At 60.7% G+C, this 14,551-nt stretch carries 13 protein-coding genes and 2 pseudogenes; 11 read left to right on the top strand and 4 right to left on the bottom strand.

Annotation, left to right across the window (positions count from 1 at the left end):
- The first annotated feature begins 203 nt into the window (after positions 1–203).
- The 8 genes and pseudogenes from NKH02_RS03685 to NKH02_RS03650 all read left to right on the top strand — a co-directional run bounded on the left by NKH02_RS03685 (position 204) and on the right by NKH02_RS03650 (position 6,585).
- Positions 204–620, top strand: coding sequence for an organic hydroperoxide resistance protein (locus NKH02_RS03685; RefSeq protein ID WP_352876460.1), 417 nt, complete (start codon positions 204–206; stop codon positions 618–620).
- 67 nt (positions 621–687) lie between these two features.
- The gene (locus NKH02_RS03680) at positions 688–1,749 is read left to right on the top strand and encodes an alpha/beta fold hydrolase (protein WP_352876458.1); all 1,062 of its coding nucleotides are present in this window, start codon (positions 688–690) and stop codon (positions 1,747–1,749) included.
- Between the two features lie 24 nt (positions 1,750–1,773).
- The gene (locus NKH02_RS03675; protein WP_352876456.1) at positions 1,774–2,286 is read left to right on the top strand and encodes a cytochrome P460 family protein; all 513 of its coding nucleotides are present in this window, start codon (positions 1,774–1,776) and stop codon (positions 2,284–2,286) included.
- 65 nt (positions 2,287–2,351) lie between these two features.
- Positions 2,352–2,549: pseudogene (locus NKH02_RS34505) on the top strand (SDR family NAD(P)-dependent oxidoreductase); the annotation flags it as partial.
- A gap of 248 nt (positions 2,550–2,797) precedes the next feature.
- On the top strand, positions 2,798–3,571 hold the full coding sequence (locus NKH02_RS03665) for an alpha/beta fold hydrolase (RefSeq protein ID WP_352876452.1): 774 nt from the start codon (positions 2,798–2,800) through the stop codon (positions 3,569–3,571).
- Positions 3,572–3,579: 8 nt separating this feature from the next.
- Positions 3,580–3,769: pseudogene (locus NKH02_RS03660) on the top strand (SAM-dependent methyltransferase); the annotation flags it as partial.
- 110 nt (positions 3,770–3,879) lie between these two features.
- Complete coding sequence (locus NKH02_RS03655; protein WP_352876451.1) at positions 3,880–4,251, top strand: nuclear transport factor 2 family protein; 372 nt, start codon at positions 3,880–3,882, stop codon at positions 4,249–4,251.
- 441 nt (positions 4,252–4,692) lie between these two features.
- Positions 4,693–6,585, top strand: coding sequence for an ABC transporter ATP-binding protein (locus tag NKH02_RS03650; protein WP_352872563.1), 1,893 nt, complete (start codon positions 4,693–4,695; stop codon positions 6,583–6,585).
- Between the two features lie 353 nt (positions 6,586–6,938).
- Here NKH02_RS03650 and NKH02_RS03645 read toward each other — a convergent pair whose 3' ends face one another.
- The 3 genes from NKH02_RS03645 to NKH02_RS03635 form a co-directional block, all read right to left on the bottom strand.
- On the bottom strand, positions 6,939–7,451 hold the full coding sequence (locus NKH02_RS03645; RefSeq protein ID WP_352876449.1) for a DEAD/DEAH box helicase family protein: 513 nt from the start codon (positions 7,449–7,451) through the stop codon (positions 6,939–6,941).
- Between the two features lie 143 nt (positions 7,452–7,594).
- Positions 7,595–7,981 carry a hypothetical protein gene (locus NKH02_RS03640; RefSeq protein ID WP_352872597.1) on the bottom strand — a complete coding sequence of 129 codons (387 nt, stop codon included), beginning with the start codon at positions 7,979–7,981 and terminating at the stop codon, positions 7,595–7,597.
- Between the two features lie 236 nt (positions 7,982–8,217).
- Positions 8,218–8,430, bottom strand: a complete 213-nt coding sequence (locus tag NKH02_RS03635) for a hypothetical protein (RefSeq protein WP_352872566.1) — start codon at positions 8,428–8,430, stop codon at positions 8,218–8,220.
- A gap of 566 nt (positions 8,431–8,996) precedes the next feature.
- On the opposite strand from NKH02_RS03635, the gene NKH02_RS03630 reads away from it, so the two are divergent.
- Genes NKH02_RS03630 through NKH02_RS03620 form a run of 3 tightly spaced genes read left to right on the top strand, consistent with a single transcriptional unit; the run spans position 8,997 to position 13,393 of the window.
- A complete protein-coding gene (locus NKH02_RS03630) occupies positions 8,997–10,025 on the top strand; it encodes an ABC transporter substrate-binding protein (protein ID WP_352876447.1) in 1,029 nt (342 codons plus the stop codon).
- 54 nt (positions 10,026–10,079) lie between these two features.
- A complete protein-coding gene (locus NKH02_RS03625; protein ID WP_352872569.1) occupies positions 10,080–12,317 on the top strand; it encodes an ABC transporter permease in 2,238 nt (745 codons plus the stop codon).
- Positions 12,317–13,393: an ABC transporter ATP-binding protein gene (locus NKH02_RS03620; protein ID WP_352876446.1), complete on the top strand. Its 1,077-nt coding sequence runs from the start codon at positions 12,317–12,319 to the stop codon at positions 13,391–13,393. The genes NKH02_RS03625 and NKH02_RS03620 overlap by 1 nt, the downstream gene beginning before the upstream one ends.
- Here the strand turns inward: NKH02_RS03620 and NKH02_RS03615 are convergent.
- Positions 13,383–14,177 carry an inositol monophosphatase family protein gene (locus NKH02_RS03615; RefSeq protein ID WP_352872571.1) on the bottom strand — a complete coding sequence of 265 codons (795 nt, stop codon included), beginning with the start codon at positions 14,175–14,177 and terminating at the stop codon, positions 13,383–13,385. The two genes, NKH02_RS03620 and NKH02_RS03615, sit on opposite strands and share 11 nt — an antisense overlap.
- Positions 14,178–14,551: the final 374 nt, after the last annotated feature.

Below are 14,551 nucleotides of genomic sequence, written 5' to 3'. Positions count from 1 at the left end.
CGATCTTTCTCTATGTGTCGAGGCAGCAGAAGCCTCTGCTGGCCGGCGCAGGAGAATGACCATGCCTGAAGTGTCGTCGTTGCTCACAAGGCGAAGCCTGCTTCGGCCGCAGGTTTCATCGCACTTGCGCGCTTACCGGTAGCAAAGCCACACCCCGATCTCCCAACGATTTTCCAGGTACCCTTCCAAGGAACATAGACATCATGACCCAATCTGAAAAGCTATTGTACACCGCCAAGATCCGCACCACTGGCGGCAGGGATGGCACGTCGCGCAGTTCCGACGGCCGACTGGACATCAGGCTTTCCACGCCGGGCGACCCAGGTGGCGGCACCAATCCGGAGCAACTGTTTGCAGCCGGCTGGTCGGCCTGTTTCGAGGGCGCAATGGCAATCGCTGCCCGCAAGATGAGCATCATGCTGCCTGCAGGCCTCGCAATCGACGCGGAAGTGGATCTGAACGTCGCCGACGGCGCCTTCTTCCTTGGCGCACGGCTCAATGTGAGCCTGCCCGGGCTCGACCGCGACATTGCCCAGGCCGTCGTGGACGCAGCGCATCAGACCTGCCCCTACTCGAAGGCCACGCGCGGCAACATCGACGTCGGGATCAACCTGATCTAGCCCGCCGATCATATTAACCGATCGGCGCAACCACTCTCGGCAAATGTCGTCACGACAAGGTGCACCAATGGACGCATTCAAGACCCCGGAAAAGATCGACCATCATCGTCGTCATCTCTTCGGCATCGCTGCCGCGACGGTCGCGGCAGCGCAACTCGGCGCGATCGGCATTGCGCAAGCACAGGGCGGCGGAACGGAAACGACCGCTTCCCCCACACCAAGGCCACGCACCTCTTTCTCCTCGATGAAGCAGATCGACGCGGGCTTGCTGAACGTCGGATATGCCGAGGACGGTCCCGCGGATGGCGCCCCGGTCATCCTCCTGCACGGATGGCCTTATGACATCTACAGCTATGTCGACGTCGCGCCACTGCTTGCAGAGGCAGGGCACAGGGTCATTGTGCCGTACCTGCGCGGCTACGGTACGACGCGGTTCCTGTCGGACGTAACGCCCAGGAACGGTCAGCAGGCGGCGCTTGCGTCAGACATCATTGCCTTGATGAACGCGCTGGACATCCAGAAGGCAGTCGTCGCCGGCTATGACTGGGGTGCGCGGACGGCCAACATCATTGCCGCGCTCTGGCCTGAGCGCTGCAAGGCGATGGTGTCCGTCAGCGGCTATCTCATAGGCAGTCAGGAAGTGAACCGGAAGCCGCTGCCGCCGAAGGCAGAACTGCAATGGTGGTATCAATATTACTTTGCCACCGAACGGGGACGAGCAGGTTACGAGAAATACACCCGGGATTTCGCTCGCCTCATCTGGGAGCTTGCCTCGCCGAAATGGGCTTTCGACGATGCCGCTTTCGAACGCTCCGCAGCTGCATTCGACAATCCAGACCACGTCGCCATCTCGATCCACAACTATCGTTGGCGGCTCGGCCTGGCGGCAGGCGAACCCAGATATGATGCCTTGGAAAAGAAGCTGGCGGGGTTTCCGGAGATCGGGGTGCCGACGGTGACCATGGAAGGCGACGCGAACGGCGCGCCGCATCCCAATCCAGCGACCTACGCCAAGAAATTCTCCGGCAAATACGAACATCGGCTGATCTCGGGCGGCATTGGCCACAACCTGCCGCAGGAGGCCCCGCAGGCCTTTGCGCAGGCGGTCATGGACGTCGACAAGTTCTGACGGCCAGTCAAGCGGAGCTTTCCGATGAAACCTATCTACCTCCTACCGTGCGTGTTTGCGATCCTTGCGTCATCCGGCCTGGCGGCTGTGGCCGTGACAAATGAAGATGCGAAGCCGCGGGCTTCATCGCCGATCTATGGCGTCACGATCCCCGATGGATATCGGCAATGGGAACTGGTCGCGCCGGCCGAGGAAGCAGAGCCCCTGAACGAGCTTAGAGCGGTCCTCGGCAACGTCGTGGCGATCAAGGCATACCGCGACGGAACGTTGCCGTTCCCTGACGGGACCGTTCTCGCAAAGCTTGCTTGGAAGCATATCCAGTCGCCCGAATTCGAATCCGCCTCCGTTCCCGGCGCCGCCACGACCGTCCAGATCATGGTCAAGGATTCGAAGAAATACGCCGCCACCGGCGGATGGGGATTCGGCAGGTTTGTCGATGGCAAACCGGCCGACGAGACCCAGCATCGAACCTGCTTCGCCTGTCATGAGGCGCGCGTCCAGGGACATGACTACGTCTTTACGCGGTACGCGCCTTAACGGGCTCACTGGAGTCCGGCCCGAACGCCCCTGCGGGGTTAGGCAACCTATGGAAGGAGACAGCCATGTCCCAAAGATGGCTTATCACTGGAAGTTCGCGCGGCATCGGCCGTGCCTTGTCGGAAGCGGTCCTGACCGCCGGCGTCGTCTGGTGGCGACCGCACGCGTGCCCGCGCATATGGCCGAGCGCGGAGCGCTACGGCAACGCCGTCCGAGCGGCCGCACTCGACGTCACAGACCCGGCCGCGGCACAGACAGCTATCCTGCGGCTCTCGCCGCGTTGGATCGTGCGCCTGCCGCTCGGAAGCGATGCTGTGAAGATCATCGGGCAGGCCGACACCGCGAGGCTGGAGGAGCTTGAGAGATGGCGCGAGTTGAGCGTGTCCACGGATTTTCCACCGACAGGCAACGCCGCCCAGGTCCAGTTCAAGGAGACTCCGGAACATCTCCGTTCCTCGCCTGCGTCAATCACGATAAAGCCGCACCAATCAAGATCATCGAAAGGATATGTATGACGAAGAAATTACTTGCAGGGCTGGCGATCGCCGCAACGATATTCGGCAGTGCGCATGCGCAGTCCGAGAAGCCCACCGTCGTTCTGGTTCATGGCGCCTTTGCCGACACCTCGAGCTGGAACCGTGTCATCGAAATCCTCGAGAAGGATGGTTATCCCGTCGTAGCCGTCGCCAATCCCTTGCGGGGCGTCAGGAATGACGCCAAGTATGTTGCCGATATCCTTTCTGGCATTGGATCACCCGTCGTTCTGGTGGGGCATTCCTATGGCGGGTCGGTCATCAGCGAAGCCGCCAACAGCGATACCAACGTCAAGGCGCTGGTCTATGTAGCTGCGTTTGCACCGGAAGCTGGCGAAACAGCTGCCGGGCTGTCCGGCAAGTTTCCCGGCAGCACGCTCGGTCCCACCCTTGCTCCACCGGTTTCGCTTTCAGGCGGCGGCAAGGATCTCTACATCCAGCAGGACAAGTTCCACGATCAGTTCGCAGCGGATGTCTCCGATGCCGAGGCGAAGCTGATGGCCGCGACGCAGCGGCCCATCACCGAAGCGGCGTTGAACGAGCCCCAGACCGCGCCGGCTTGGAAGACAATACCAACGTGGTTCATCTATGGCGACAAGGACAGGAACATCCCCCCGCAGGCTTTCGCATTCATGGCCGCGCGGGCGCACTCGCGACAGACCGTCGTGGTCAAGAGTGCCTCGCATGTAGTGATGGTATCGAACCCCGAACCCGTCGCAAGGCTGATCGAGAGTGCAGCCGCGGCAAAGTAGCCGGTGCGCCCGCCGGTCTCAAGCAGCTGATGGTCGAGGGCGGCTTTCCTGACGGCAACGTCAAGGTCCACGGCTGGGGCAACAAGGCCTGCACCAGGGCCATATCGGTGGCCCGTGCGCGCCTACGGCCTGTGGCGGGATCTCAACAAAGACGAGGAATACCCGCTGATGGTCTGGGCGTTCGCCAAGAAGGGTTGAGTGGCGGAAGCTGCGCTTCATCGCGGTCGTGGCCAGGGGTCTTGAAAGCTTGGACGCTTGACCGGGTCCGCCGCCAATGACCTACTTCGAATTCGAGGAGGCGTTGGCGAATGGACATTCGAGCGACACTGACGGAGATATGCGAAGCCTTCAACGCGCACGATCTTGATCGCATCATGGCGTTCTTCGCCGACGACTGCGTTCTGGAGATGCCGAGGGGAGCGGAGCCCTGGGGAACTCGTTGCGAGGGCAAGCACAGCGTAAGAGACGCGCTGGCGACGCGTTTTGAAGGCTTGCCCGATGTCTATTACGGCAAGGCTGAGCATTTTGCGGACGAGGCTGCCGACACCGGCATGTCGAGATGGACCCTCACCGGCACCACCCGTGAGGGCACGAGAAGGGAAGTCCAAGGTTGTGACTTCTACACGTTTCGCGACGGAAAGGTGATCCGCAAGGACTCATACTGGAAGATCGTGGAGTAGGAGTTGGCATTCCTGTCTGATCTTTTCGTCGCCCCAAATCCCACCACTAAGTGGGACTACGCGATGCGCCTTGCCGCTCTCTTCTACGAGATGCCAATCAAGCGCGGAAGACATTCGAAGCCGCTGCCAGGAAAGATGTTCCTCCCTCATGGTTGGGTCTCCTGGACCAAGCCCGACTTTACTCCATGTCCGGCACGTCGCCACCAAGGTTGTCAGCTCGCCATATTCACCCACCCGAGGGGCTAGCTTGAGCTGACCTTCGCGTTGTGGCCGCGTCCGCGGACAGCCGATGCCGGACCGCTTTGGTTATGGAAAGGGTTGATTTTCGATGGAGCGCATTGCACATTTCGCCCCGTCGCAGGCGTCCGAACGGGGAGAGCACGATGAGAGCGTTCATGTCCAACAAGAATGGAGCTGATCACAAACAGGACATGAAGCGTAATGCAAACACGACTCCGCAGCGCCGCCTTGCAAGCAGGCACGCCCCGTAGCGACCGGAAACCCTGGCTGCCGAGTGCAGCGAATATCGGCCCAACGGCTGAAATCGATTCAACTGATAACCCGCTTCCCAGAACGCGACCTACTCGCAGCAAGCCGTATTCGCGTGCCAGGAAGTTCCTGTCCTATTACAGGCCGCATCTGCCGCTGCTGGCGGCCGATCTCGCCTGCGCGCTGCTGGTTTCGGTGACAGCGCTCTTCCTGCCTCTCTGCGCCAGCTACGTCACCAAACATCTGGTCCAGCTTCCCGGCGCACCGGAAGCCCTCAATCAGATCTATTTGATGGGCGGGGCCATGCTCGCCCTGCTGGCGGTGGAAGTGCTCGGCAGCCTGTTCGTCGACTATCAGGGCCACGTCATGGGCGCGAAGATCGAGAGCGCGCTGCGTAAGGAGCTGTTCGAACACTGCCAAAAGCTCGCGTTCAGCTTTTACGATCGCCAGCGGGTCGGCCAGTTGATGAGCCGCATGACCAACGACTCATTTTCGTTGGGCGAGCTCTTCCATCACGGGCCTGAGGATATGGCGATCGCGGTTTTCAAATTCGCGGGCGCAATTCTCCTCCTGGCCTATATCGACCTGCCGCTCACCTTGCTTATCCTCGGGGCTACGCCCTTTGCAGTGTTCTACGCGTTGCATTTCAACCGCCGCATGAACCGGGCGCTAAGGCTCAGCAAGGAGCGGATCGCGGCGGTCAATGAACGCATCGAGGATTCGCTTGCCGGTATCCGCGTTGTCCAATCCTTTGCCAATGAGGACCTCGAGATCCGCCGCTTCGACGAGGAGAATGCCCGTTTTCTTCAGAGCCGTAGGGAAGGCTACAGGAGCGAGGCCTTCTTCTCGGTCGGGAACACGACCTTCGCACAGCTTATCACGGTCGCCGTCATCGTCATGGGCGCCGTCAGGGTCGTCAATGCCGAGCTCGGCGTTGCGGATATGATGACCTTCCTTCTGTGCGTCGCGGTGCTCGTCGATCCCGTCAAACGCCTGGCAAATTTCGTGCGGCTCTGGCAGGAGGGTTACACCGGCTTCAGTCGGGCGATGGAGATCTTGGAGGTGGAGCCGGAGATCGTGGATCGGTCGGCTGCCTCCGACATCTCCCGCCCGCGCGGCGCCCTGGCGTTTCGCGATGTCGGCTTCCGTTACGAAGAGGACGGGCCACATGTTCTCAAAGAACTGTCCCTCGATATTGCTCCCGGCGAGTTCGTGGCCCTCGTCGGCGCCTCCGGCGTCGGCAAGAGCACCTTATGCGCGCTGATCCCGCGCTTTTATGAGGTGAGTGAAGGCGCGATCCTGATCGACGGTGCCGACATCCGCGACATCGGCTTGAAGTCGCTGCGGCAAAGCATCGGTGTCGTGCAGCAGGACGTCTATCTGTTCGCCGGTACGGTGGCGGAAAACCTCCGCTACGGGCGGCCGGATGCGTCGGAAGCCGAAATCATCGCGGCGGCAAAGGCGGCCAACGCTCACGATTTCATCATGGCGCTCCCGAATGGCTACGCCACGGATATCGGACAGCGCGGCGTGAAACTGTCCGGGGGCCAGAAGCAGCGCCTCACCATCGCCCGCGCGTTCCTCAAGGATCCAGCAATCCTGATCTTCGACGAGGCTACGAGCGCGCTTGACAATGAAAGTGAGCGGGCCGTCCAGGCCGCATTACTCGACCTTGCCGAAGGGCGGACGACGATCGTCATCGCCCATCGGCTTTCGACCGTTCGCAATACGGACCGGATCCTGGTGCTGACCGAACAGGGGATCACAGAACAGGGGACCCATGAAGCTCTCATCGTTGCCGAAGGAGCCTATGCCCACCTCTACAAGGCGCAGGCCAGCATCTAATCGGCGTGCGCATGGAGGAGCGCGAAAGAACGACCCCGCCGCGGACTTCCGCTAGCCCATAGATCTGGTCCAGCCGAACGAACATAATCTTGCGGCAGGTTGCGGAGCGGCCACCACCCAAGTCGACGCACTCGATGCGCGCCTTGACGTTGAGGTTGAGGGTCTTGATGGCATGGACATCCCATGCAGGCTGATTTCGGCGGCAGCGGATAGTCGTGCATCTTGAGCCAAGCGATGCAATCGGTCCGGCTCTTGCGTATCTCGATCAGCGAGAAGCGCTTGACATGCCAGGCTTCGAAGCTGGCTTGTCGTGGATGGTCGAGCCCCATCCCATTCGCAACACTTTCAAGGCCTTAGGCCAGCCGAACAAGGATATCGTCGACGACACTCGGGACGGTGCCGGCCGTGTCGATATTGATCCCGACGGGAATGTATTCGCGGGTCCCATGATAGCGGAGTACCAACGCACGCTCGTCTGGCTCGAAACCCGGCTCAGTTGGCCGTCCATCCAGACGTCGGTTCAGCGTCTCGACATCTATTTCGAGCACGAAAATCTTGTCGAATAGGTGCAGGAACTTATGGAAGTTACGGGAGCCGCCGCAGAAGAAGGTGACTGGGTGGGTGGTGTCGGCGACCAAGGATCGGACCTTGTCGACAGGCCAAATCCAGTGCGCGTAACTCCAGGCGATGCGGTCCGCGACGCCTTCAGGTGGTCCGGCCAGTGCCTGGCCTGTCTCGGGGTCGCCGACATAGGCCAAGACCCGGTCACCATGAATGACGTGGTAGCCGCGCCGTTCCAGCTCGGTAGCGACCGACGTTTTTCCAGTGCCGGATCCGCCTTCGATCAGATAGTTCCTGATGCCCATGGGCGCCGTTTACCACGGCTTTCAATTCGGTGAGAAGAGACTCTACTGCGGACGCTTCACCAACGAATTCACCTAATCAGAGGCAGCTTGGTGTCGGAGACGTCACCGCCTCCTTGCCGTCGCGCCGGCGAAGCGGCGCTCAGCTAGAAACAGGCGAAGTGATTGGAGCTCCGAAGCTTGGCTAGCAGGATGATGGCCGCTCCGCGGGGGTCAACCTTCGCTTGCTCACTCAGCGGAGACGCATACCAGGCAGCCAATTCTGCCACCAAAACAGCGATGTCCCCGTTTACCGATGCGCATTTAAGTTGTCCGTTCTTCGCCATCACGATTATTGCTGTGCCCGTGACGCCATACCCAATCGCGGCCATCCGCTGAACGCAGCTATCGCCGTCGACACGAACGTCGAAAAGAACCGATCCTGCGGTTTTCTCCGCAGCGTCAGCCACACGATCACAGAACGGCCGATGCAGGCCTTCGATGTTGCCAAGTGACTGCTCAAACAACGCCAATTCAACATGTTCCGCCACCATCGCCACGAAAATGCGCGTCGGCTGGCACAATCGGCAATAGGCCAGGTCTGATTATCCCCACACCAACCGCCCTCCCGATTCGTTCCACGTTGCCTCTTTATGCAACTTTCGAAGCACAAATCATGAACAAGGGATGACGGGGCATTCGGTTCAAATTCGCCGCTAACGTCGGCTTCGCGCCCAATGTCCGGCCGCAATAGATCAGTTTGCGACTTCCCGAAAGCAGACCTTCGTCCTTAATGCCCTTTACGATTCGGATCGCGGCGCTGAAGATCAGATGGGTCCGCGAGAGGTGGTCGACGCGCAATAGCAATGGTCTCGTAAGGTGCCACGTACGCCATCTCAAAGGCTCCGCCCAGAACCTTGGTCATCGCAAACAGTGCGGCACCGATGCCTAGTTTGGGGAGCAGTCTTGAATGGGTGACTAGGTGGGTGGCGATATCGGCCATGGCGTCCTCCTGTAGCCATGAGCATCGCCTAGGTTGACGCACGGGTCCTTGGCGCGAACCTGAAAAATCCTGAACAACACTGAAGTTCGCTTTCGCCGTGGCTTCAGCTAAGCTGCTGTACTCGGACGCGACAACTGTCGAATGGACATCCACTTCGGACCTTACCAGCTGAAACGCGCGGAACGGCAATTGCTCGGCCCGGGCGGGCCGATAGAGCTTCCATCGCGTTGCTTCGATATCCTTGGCGCGTTGCTGAAAAAGCCGGAATCGGTGGTCGGTAAGCTCGAACTCTTCGACAGCGAATGGTGGTGGGGGACAATACCCTGCAGGTACAAATGTCTGCGCTGCGCAAGGCGCTTGCTGGCGCCCGGGTGCTCGAATTGCATCCCACGTTTCGCTACAGCCGCCAGTGAGCAGGCGGCCTCAGTAAGATGGAAACTGTGAGTTATGCGCAGCGCCATCTATGGAAAGCGCTGCAACTCGGTCGGCGGGTGCTAGCTTCCAACTTGTATTTTCCGCCTATCTGGGTTTCATAAGTCGGCAAATAACTTAGGGAGGAATTCAACATGATAAAAAGGGCAATTCTCGGCGCCAGTATCCTTGCCGCCGGCATGTGGAGCGCGTCGTCATCGGCGTCCGCCGAAAGCCTGACCATGTATTGCGGCGTCGACGAGGTCTGGTGCCAGCAGACGGCGCGGGCCTTCGAGGAAAAGACCGGCATCACCGTCGACATGACCCGCAAGAGCGCCGGCGAAATCTACGCGCAGCTGCGCGCCGAGGCGGCCAATCCCAAGGGTGACATCTGGTGGGGCGGCACCGGTGACCCGCACCTACAGGCGGCCGAGGAGGGTCTGACCGAGGAGTACAAATCACCCCTGATCGATCAGTTGCAGCCCTGGGCGATCAAGCAGGCGGAAACATCCGGCCACCGCACGGTCGGCATCTACTCCGGCGCACTGGGCTTCGGCTATAACAAGGATCTGCTCGTCAAGAACAATCTGCCCGAGCCGAAATGCTGGGCCGATCTGATCAAGCCGGAATACAAGGGACAGATTCAGGTCGCCAACCCGAATTCCTCAGGTACAGCCTACAACATGCTGGCGACGATCGTCCAGCTGTTCGGCGAGGAGAAGGGCTTCGAGTACTTGAAAGCCCTGCACAAGAACGTCAACCAATACACCAAGTCGGGCTCGGCGCCGATCAAGGCCGCCGGGCTTGGTGAAACCACGATCGGCATCGTCTTCATCCACGACGCCGTGTCGCAGGTCGTTGCCGGCTTCCCGATCGTTCCGGTCACCCCTTGCGAGGGAACCGGCTACGAGATCGGCTCGGAATCGATCATCAAGGGCGCCCGCAACATGGAAGCCGCGAAAAAATTCTACGACTGGGCGCTCGAGGCCGATGTCCAGTCTAAGGCGCAGGATGCGGGGTCATTCCAGGTTCCGTCGAACAAGGCGGCAAAAACCTCCGACAAGGCGCCTGACCTCTCTGCCATCAAGCTGATCGACTACGACTTCAAGAAGTATGGGTCGAGCAAAGAGCGCAAGCGCCTGCTGAAAAAGTGGGACGAGGAGGTCGCGTCGCTGCCGCAATAGCAGATGCGCTTTCGTCAAACCCGCTGGCCCCTTGAACCGACCGCCGTCCTTTGGATGGCGATCGGATGGGTGGGGTTTGCCTTGCTGCCCTGGTACGGCATCGAGGACGGGTTCTTCGGCCTTTCCTGGCTGTTAGACGGCTACCCGTTCGAAAGCAAATTCGCACCGGCGCTGGTTCTGGCCCTCAAGGGCGGGAAACTGTGGTTGGCGCCGCTCGGCTTCCTGCTGGCGGCGCCGCTGCTTCTGTGGGGTCGCAACAAATCCGATCCGTTTTTCGGCCGGCTGCTCGTCATTGTCGGCGCTACTGGATTTGGCTGGCTTCTGTTCCAGGGCTTCGCCATCGGATTGCACGGCTGGCAGTTCAGCTGGCTGACCAGCCTGTTCGGCGATCTTGGCGACCGCCAGTTCGGCATGGGTTACGGCGCCCTGCTGGTCAGTGGCGCCTTTCTGTTCCTGTTCACCCTGGGTATTGCCGCACGCGGTGCCGTCGGCGGCGACGTATTCGTCGTCAGCTCAATCGGCTTTGTCGTCGCGGTGGTTTCCGTCTTCATCTTCATGCCGATCCTGATGATGCTGGCCAACGCCATGCAGACCGACGACGGAGGCTATTCGCTTGTCGCGTTCCTGGCCAAATTGTTCAGTTCGCGCCTCTGGAGCCTGGCTTGTCTGGCCGGCGGCAGCCGCTGCGGCGTTGCCTGGAACTCGCTGCTGCTCGCTGTACTCGTCGGTCTGCTGACCATGTTTCTGGGGCTGGTGTTCGCGCTTGTCGTGACACGCACGGGTTTCCGCCACGGCAAGCTGCTGCGTGCGCTGACCGTGTTGCCGATCATCACGCCGGCCTTTGTCATCGGCCTTGCCATCATCCTGTTGTTCGGACTGTCGGGCGCAGTGACACAGAGCGTCGCCGGCGTCTTCGGCATCCAGCCAACACGCTGGGTATACGGACTTCCCGGCCTGCTCATCGCCCAGGTTCTCGCCTTCACCCCGATCGCCTTCCTGGTTCTGATCGGCGTTGTCGAAGGCGTCAGCCCGTCCATGGAAGAAGCCTCGCAGACGCTGCGCGCCAGCCGCTGGCAGACCTTTTGGACCGTATCCTTGCCGCTGATGAGGCCAGGCCTCGCCAACGCCTTTCTGCTCGGCTTCATCGAAAGCATGGCCGACTTCGGCAATCCGCTGGTGCTGAGCGGCAATTACGATGTCCTGTCGACGGAAATCTTCTTCGCCATTGTCGGCGCGCAGAACGATGCGGCACTTGCGGCGATCTTGGCACTGGTGCTGCTAGGCTTCACGCTTGGCGCCTTTTATGCGCAACGCTTCTGGATCGGCAGGCGCTCCTATACCACTGTCACCGGCAAGGGCGACGCCGGCGTCCATCCACGCTTGCCGGAGGGGCTGACACACGCGCTATATATCATCGCTGGGATATGGACGGCGTTCACCGTGCTGGTCTACGCGGTGATCTTCTATGGCAGCTTCGTCAAGCTGTGGGGCGTCGATCAGAGCCTCACATTGCAGAACTACAAGAAGGCATTCTCCATCGGCTGGAATGAATTCGGCATCCATTGGTCGGGCTCGGCATGGAGTTCGTTCTGGACGACGATGGAAATAGCACTGATATCGGCGCCGCTGACCGCAGGGATAGGACTTCTGACCGCCTACCTTCTCGTTCGCCAGAACTTCCGTGGCAAGAATGCCTTCGAATTCGCGACGATGCTGTCGTTCGCGATTCCGGGAACCGTCATCGGTGTCAGCTACATCATTGCCTTCAACGTACCGCCGATCGAACTGACCGGAACCGGCATCATCCTCGTGCTGTCGTTCATTTTCCGCAACATGCCGGTAGGCGTGCGGGCCGGCGTCGCCTCCATGTCACAGATCGACCGCAGCCTGGACGAATCCTCGCTCACACTTGGCGCCAACTCCTGGCAGACCTTCAGACGCGTCATCCTGCCATTGCTGAGATCGGCAATGCTGGCAGCGCTTGTCTATTCCTTCGTGCGTGCGATGACCGCAATCAGCGCCGTCATCTTCCTGGTCAGTGCGCGCTACGATCTTTCGACCAGCTACATCGTCGGACGTGTCGAGAACAATGAGTACGGCATCGCTATCGCCTATTCGACGGTACTGATCGTCGTCATGCTGGTGGTCATCGGCCTGATGCAGCTGGTCGTCGGCAGCCGCAATATCGGCCGGCGCGGCATCCAGGGGGGCGACGGCGGCTGGAGCGTACGCACCAATGTCAGCCTGCCCGCAACGCCAGGCGGCCAGACGACAATAGCAGGAGCCGGGTGATGGCCGAAATTCGCGGCAATGCAGCCTCGGTGACTTTCGAGCATGTCACCAAGACTTATCCAGGTGCCAGTACGCCGGCGGTGAACGACATCTCACTTGCAATCGAAGCCGGAAAGCTGGTGACACTTCTCGGACCTTCCGGCTGCGGCAAGACGACGACGCTGCGCATGATAGCCGGCCTGGAAATGCCGTCCAGCGGCCGTATCCTGATCGGCGGCGACGACGTGACTCGGCTGCCGGCCACCGACCGCGACGTATCCATGGTGTTCCAGTCCTATGCGTTGTTCCCGCACATGACGGTGATGGAAAACGTCTCCTACGGTTTGCGCTTCTCCGGCCATGGCAAGAAGGAGGCCGCGTCCCGCGCCCGCGCCGGGCTGGAGTTGGTCGGCCTGACCGGTTTCGAGGCGCGCCTGCCCAGCGAACTGTCGGGTGGTCAGCAGCAGCGCGTGGCGGTGGCGCGCGCGCTGGTGCTCGAACCGCAAGTGCTGCTGTTCGACGAGCCTCTCTCCAACCTCGACGCCAAACTGCGCCGGCACGTGCGCGAGGAAATCAGGGAGATCCAGATAAAGCTCGGGCTGACCGTGGTCTATGTCACGCACGACCAGGAAGAGGCGCTGGCGGTTTCGGACCGCATCATCGTCATGAACAAGGCAGTGGTCGCACAGGACGGCACGCCACGCGAACTCTACGATGCGCCAGCCGACGCTTTCGTTGCCGACTTCATCGGTGAAGCTAATATACTGCATTGCGAGGTGGTCTCAGTGCAAGGGGACGAAGCGGCCGTTCGGCTCGGTTCGCTTACCTTGAAACTGCCGGCGCGTGGGCACCGGGCCGGCCCGGCGAAGCTGGCCGTCCGTCCAAGTCGCATCGAGATCGGTCCTGCCGGCGCGCCGCAGACGATCGCAGGTACGGTCGTAAAGGTCACCTATGCCGGCAGCCATCTCGAACTGGTCATTGCCACGGCGCTTGGCGACGTGTTCGTGTTGTCGCGCAACGTCGATGAGCCGTTTCAGGAGGGCCACAGTGTCGGCATCGGCTTTCCGGAGCGCGGCCCGGTTCTGATCAAAGCTTGAAGGGTTCGACGCAGAGGTCGCGAATCTGGGCGAACACACCGTTGCCGGCGCAGATCACCAGCGTGCCTTTCTCCAGAACGGTCCTCGGGTCCGGCTTGACGATTGTGCCGCCGGCTTCCTCCACCAAAAGCATGCCGGCCAGGCAATCCCAAGCGTTCATGTGCTCCTCGACATAGCCCAGCAACCTGCCGGCAGCGACATAGGCGAGCATGAGCGCACCCGAAGCGTTGCGGAAAAACACGCCGCCTTCGGCAACCAGAGAGCGGATGAGCGTAACGATATTTTGCATCTCGGCGCGGTTGGAGAAGCCGATGCCGACCGAACCTTCGGTCAGGCTGGTGACGGCACTTGTCCTGATCGGCTTGCCGTTGAGAAACGCACCACCGCCCTTGCGGCAATGGAAGGTCTCGCCGGTGGAGGGCTCGTGGATGACGCCGACCACGGTATCACCATCCTTGGCGCAGGCGATGACCACGCACCAAGCCGGAATGCCGCGCACGAAATTCGCAGTGCCGTCGATCGGGTCGATCACCCAGACATGCCCGGTCGATCCGGCGACCGAGGCATGTTCCTCGCCGACAATGCCGTCGTCCGGATAGGCAGCTTTCATCGCCGCGCGGATGAACAGCTCGACCTCTCGGTCGGCCTGCGAAACCATATCCTGATGGCCCTTGCTCTCAATGGTAAGGCTGTCGAGATCGCGGAAATATTTCAGGCCGAACTCACCGGCGCGTCGCGCGAGATCGATGGCGAAATGTTCACGCGCTTTGTTATCGGATGTCATGGGTCCTTCAGAATATGAACGCGGGCTGGAAACGGGCTGGGTGGAGAAACGTAGCGGTAGAGATGACAGGGTGCAAATGATGAGCCCTGCACCTGCGCGAAATCGTCGTCGTTTGTACGGTCAAGATGTGCGCTACTGCGTGGAGGGCTCGCCTGATTGTCTTGCTCGCCGGTCAGCCCTGACTATCCCGCATGAGCTGACCGACCACGACCAGCGCGCCATCCAGGTACGCCTCAGTGATGGAAGCCGTTGCGCCGAAGGTGGGCAAGCGCGGTCCTTTACAAAAAGCAGGTAGCTAAGCGGTTACCTGCCCGTCACGGCGTCCTTGTGGACTATCGAGAGCTTCGGTGCCTGGGCTTCCCGGATGATCTTGG

The organism is Mesorhizobium sp. M1396 (assembly GCF_040317725.1).
In the GTDB taxonomy this organism is placed as follows: domain Bacteria; phylum Pseudomonadota; class Alphaproteobacteria; order Rhizobiales; family Rhizobiaceae; genus Mesorhizobium.
Note: the sequence above shows the minus strand (reverse complement) of the source record. Positions and strands in the feature narration are given on the sequence as shown.

Excerpts from the sequence above, each read along its gene's own strand:
- NKH02_RS03685 (WP_352876460.1), top strand. The coding sequence starts at position 204 with ATGACCCAATCTGAAAAGCTATTGTACACCGCCAAGATCCGCACCACT.
- NKH02_RS03680 (WP_352876458.1), top strand. The coding sequence starts at position 688 with ATGGACGCATTCAAGACCCCGGAAAAGATCGACCATCATCGTCGTCAT.
- NKH02_RS03675 (WP_352876456.1), top strand. The coding sequence starts at position 1,774 with ATGAAACCTATCTACCTCCTACCGTGCGTGTTTGCGATCCTTGCGTCA.
- NKH02_RS03665 (WP_352876452.1), top strand. The coding sequence starts at position 2,798 with ATGACGAAGAAATTACTTGCAGGGCTGGCGATCGCCGCAACGATATTC.
- NKH02_RS03655 (WP_352876451.1), top strand. The coding sequence starts at position 3,880 with ATGGACATTCGAGCGACACTGACGGAGATATGCGAAGCCTTCAACGCG.
- NKH02_RS03650 (WP_352872563.1), top strand. The coding sequence starts at position 4,693 with ATGCAAACACGACTCCGCAGCGCCGCCTTGCAAGCAGGCACGCCCCGT.
- NKH02_RS03645 (WP_352876449.1), bottom strand. The coding sequence starts at position 7,451 with ATGGGCATCAGGAACTATCTGATCGAAGGCGGATCCGGCACTGGAAAA.
- NKH02_RS03640 (WP_352872597.1), bottom strand. The coding sequence starts at position 7,981 with ATGGTGGCGGAACATGTTGAATTGGCGTTGTTTGAGCAGTCACTTGGC.
- NKH02_RS03635 (WP_352872566.1), bottom strand. The coding sequence starts at position 8,430 with ATGGCCGATATCGCCACCCACCTAGTCACCCATTCAAGACTGCTCCCC.
- NKH02_RS03630 (WP_352876447.1), top strand. The coding sequence starts at position 8,997 with ATGATAAAAAGGGCAATTCTCGGCGCCAGTATCCTTGCCGCCGGCATG.
- NKH02_RS03625 (WP_352872569.1), top strand. The coding sequence starts at position 10,080 with ATGGCGATCGGATGGGTGGGGTTTGCCTTGCTGCCCTGGTACGGCATC.
- NKH02_RS03620 (WP_352876446.1), top strand. The coding sequence starts at position 12,317 with ATGGCCGAAATTCGCGGCAATGCAGCCTCGGTGACTTTCGAGCATGTC.
- NKH02_RS03615 (WP_352872571.1), bottom strand. The coding sequence starts at position 14,177 with ATGACATCCGATAACAAAGCGCGTGAACATTTCGCCATCGATCTCGCG.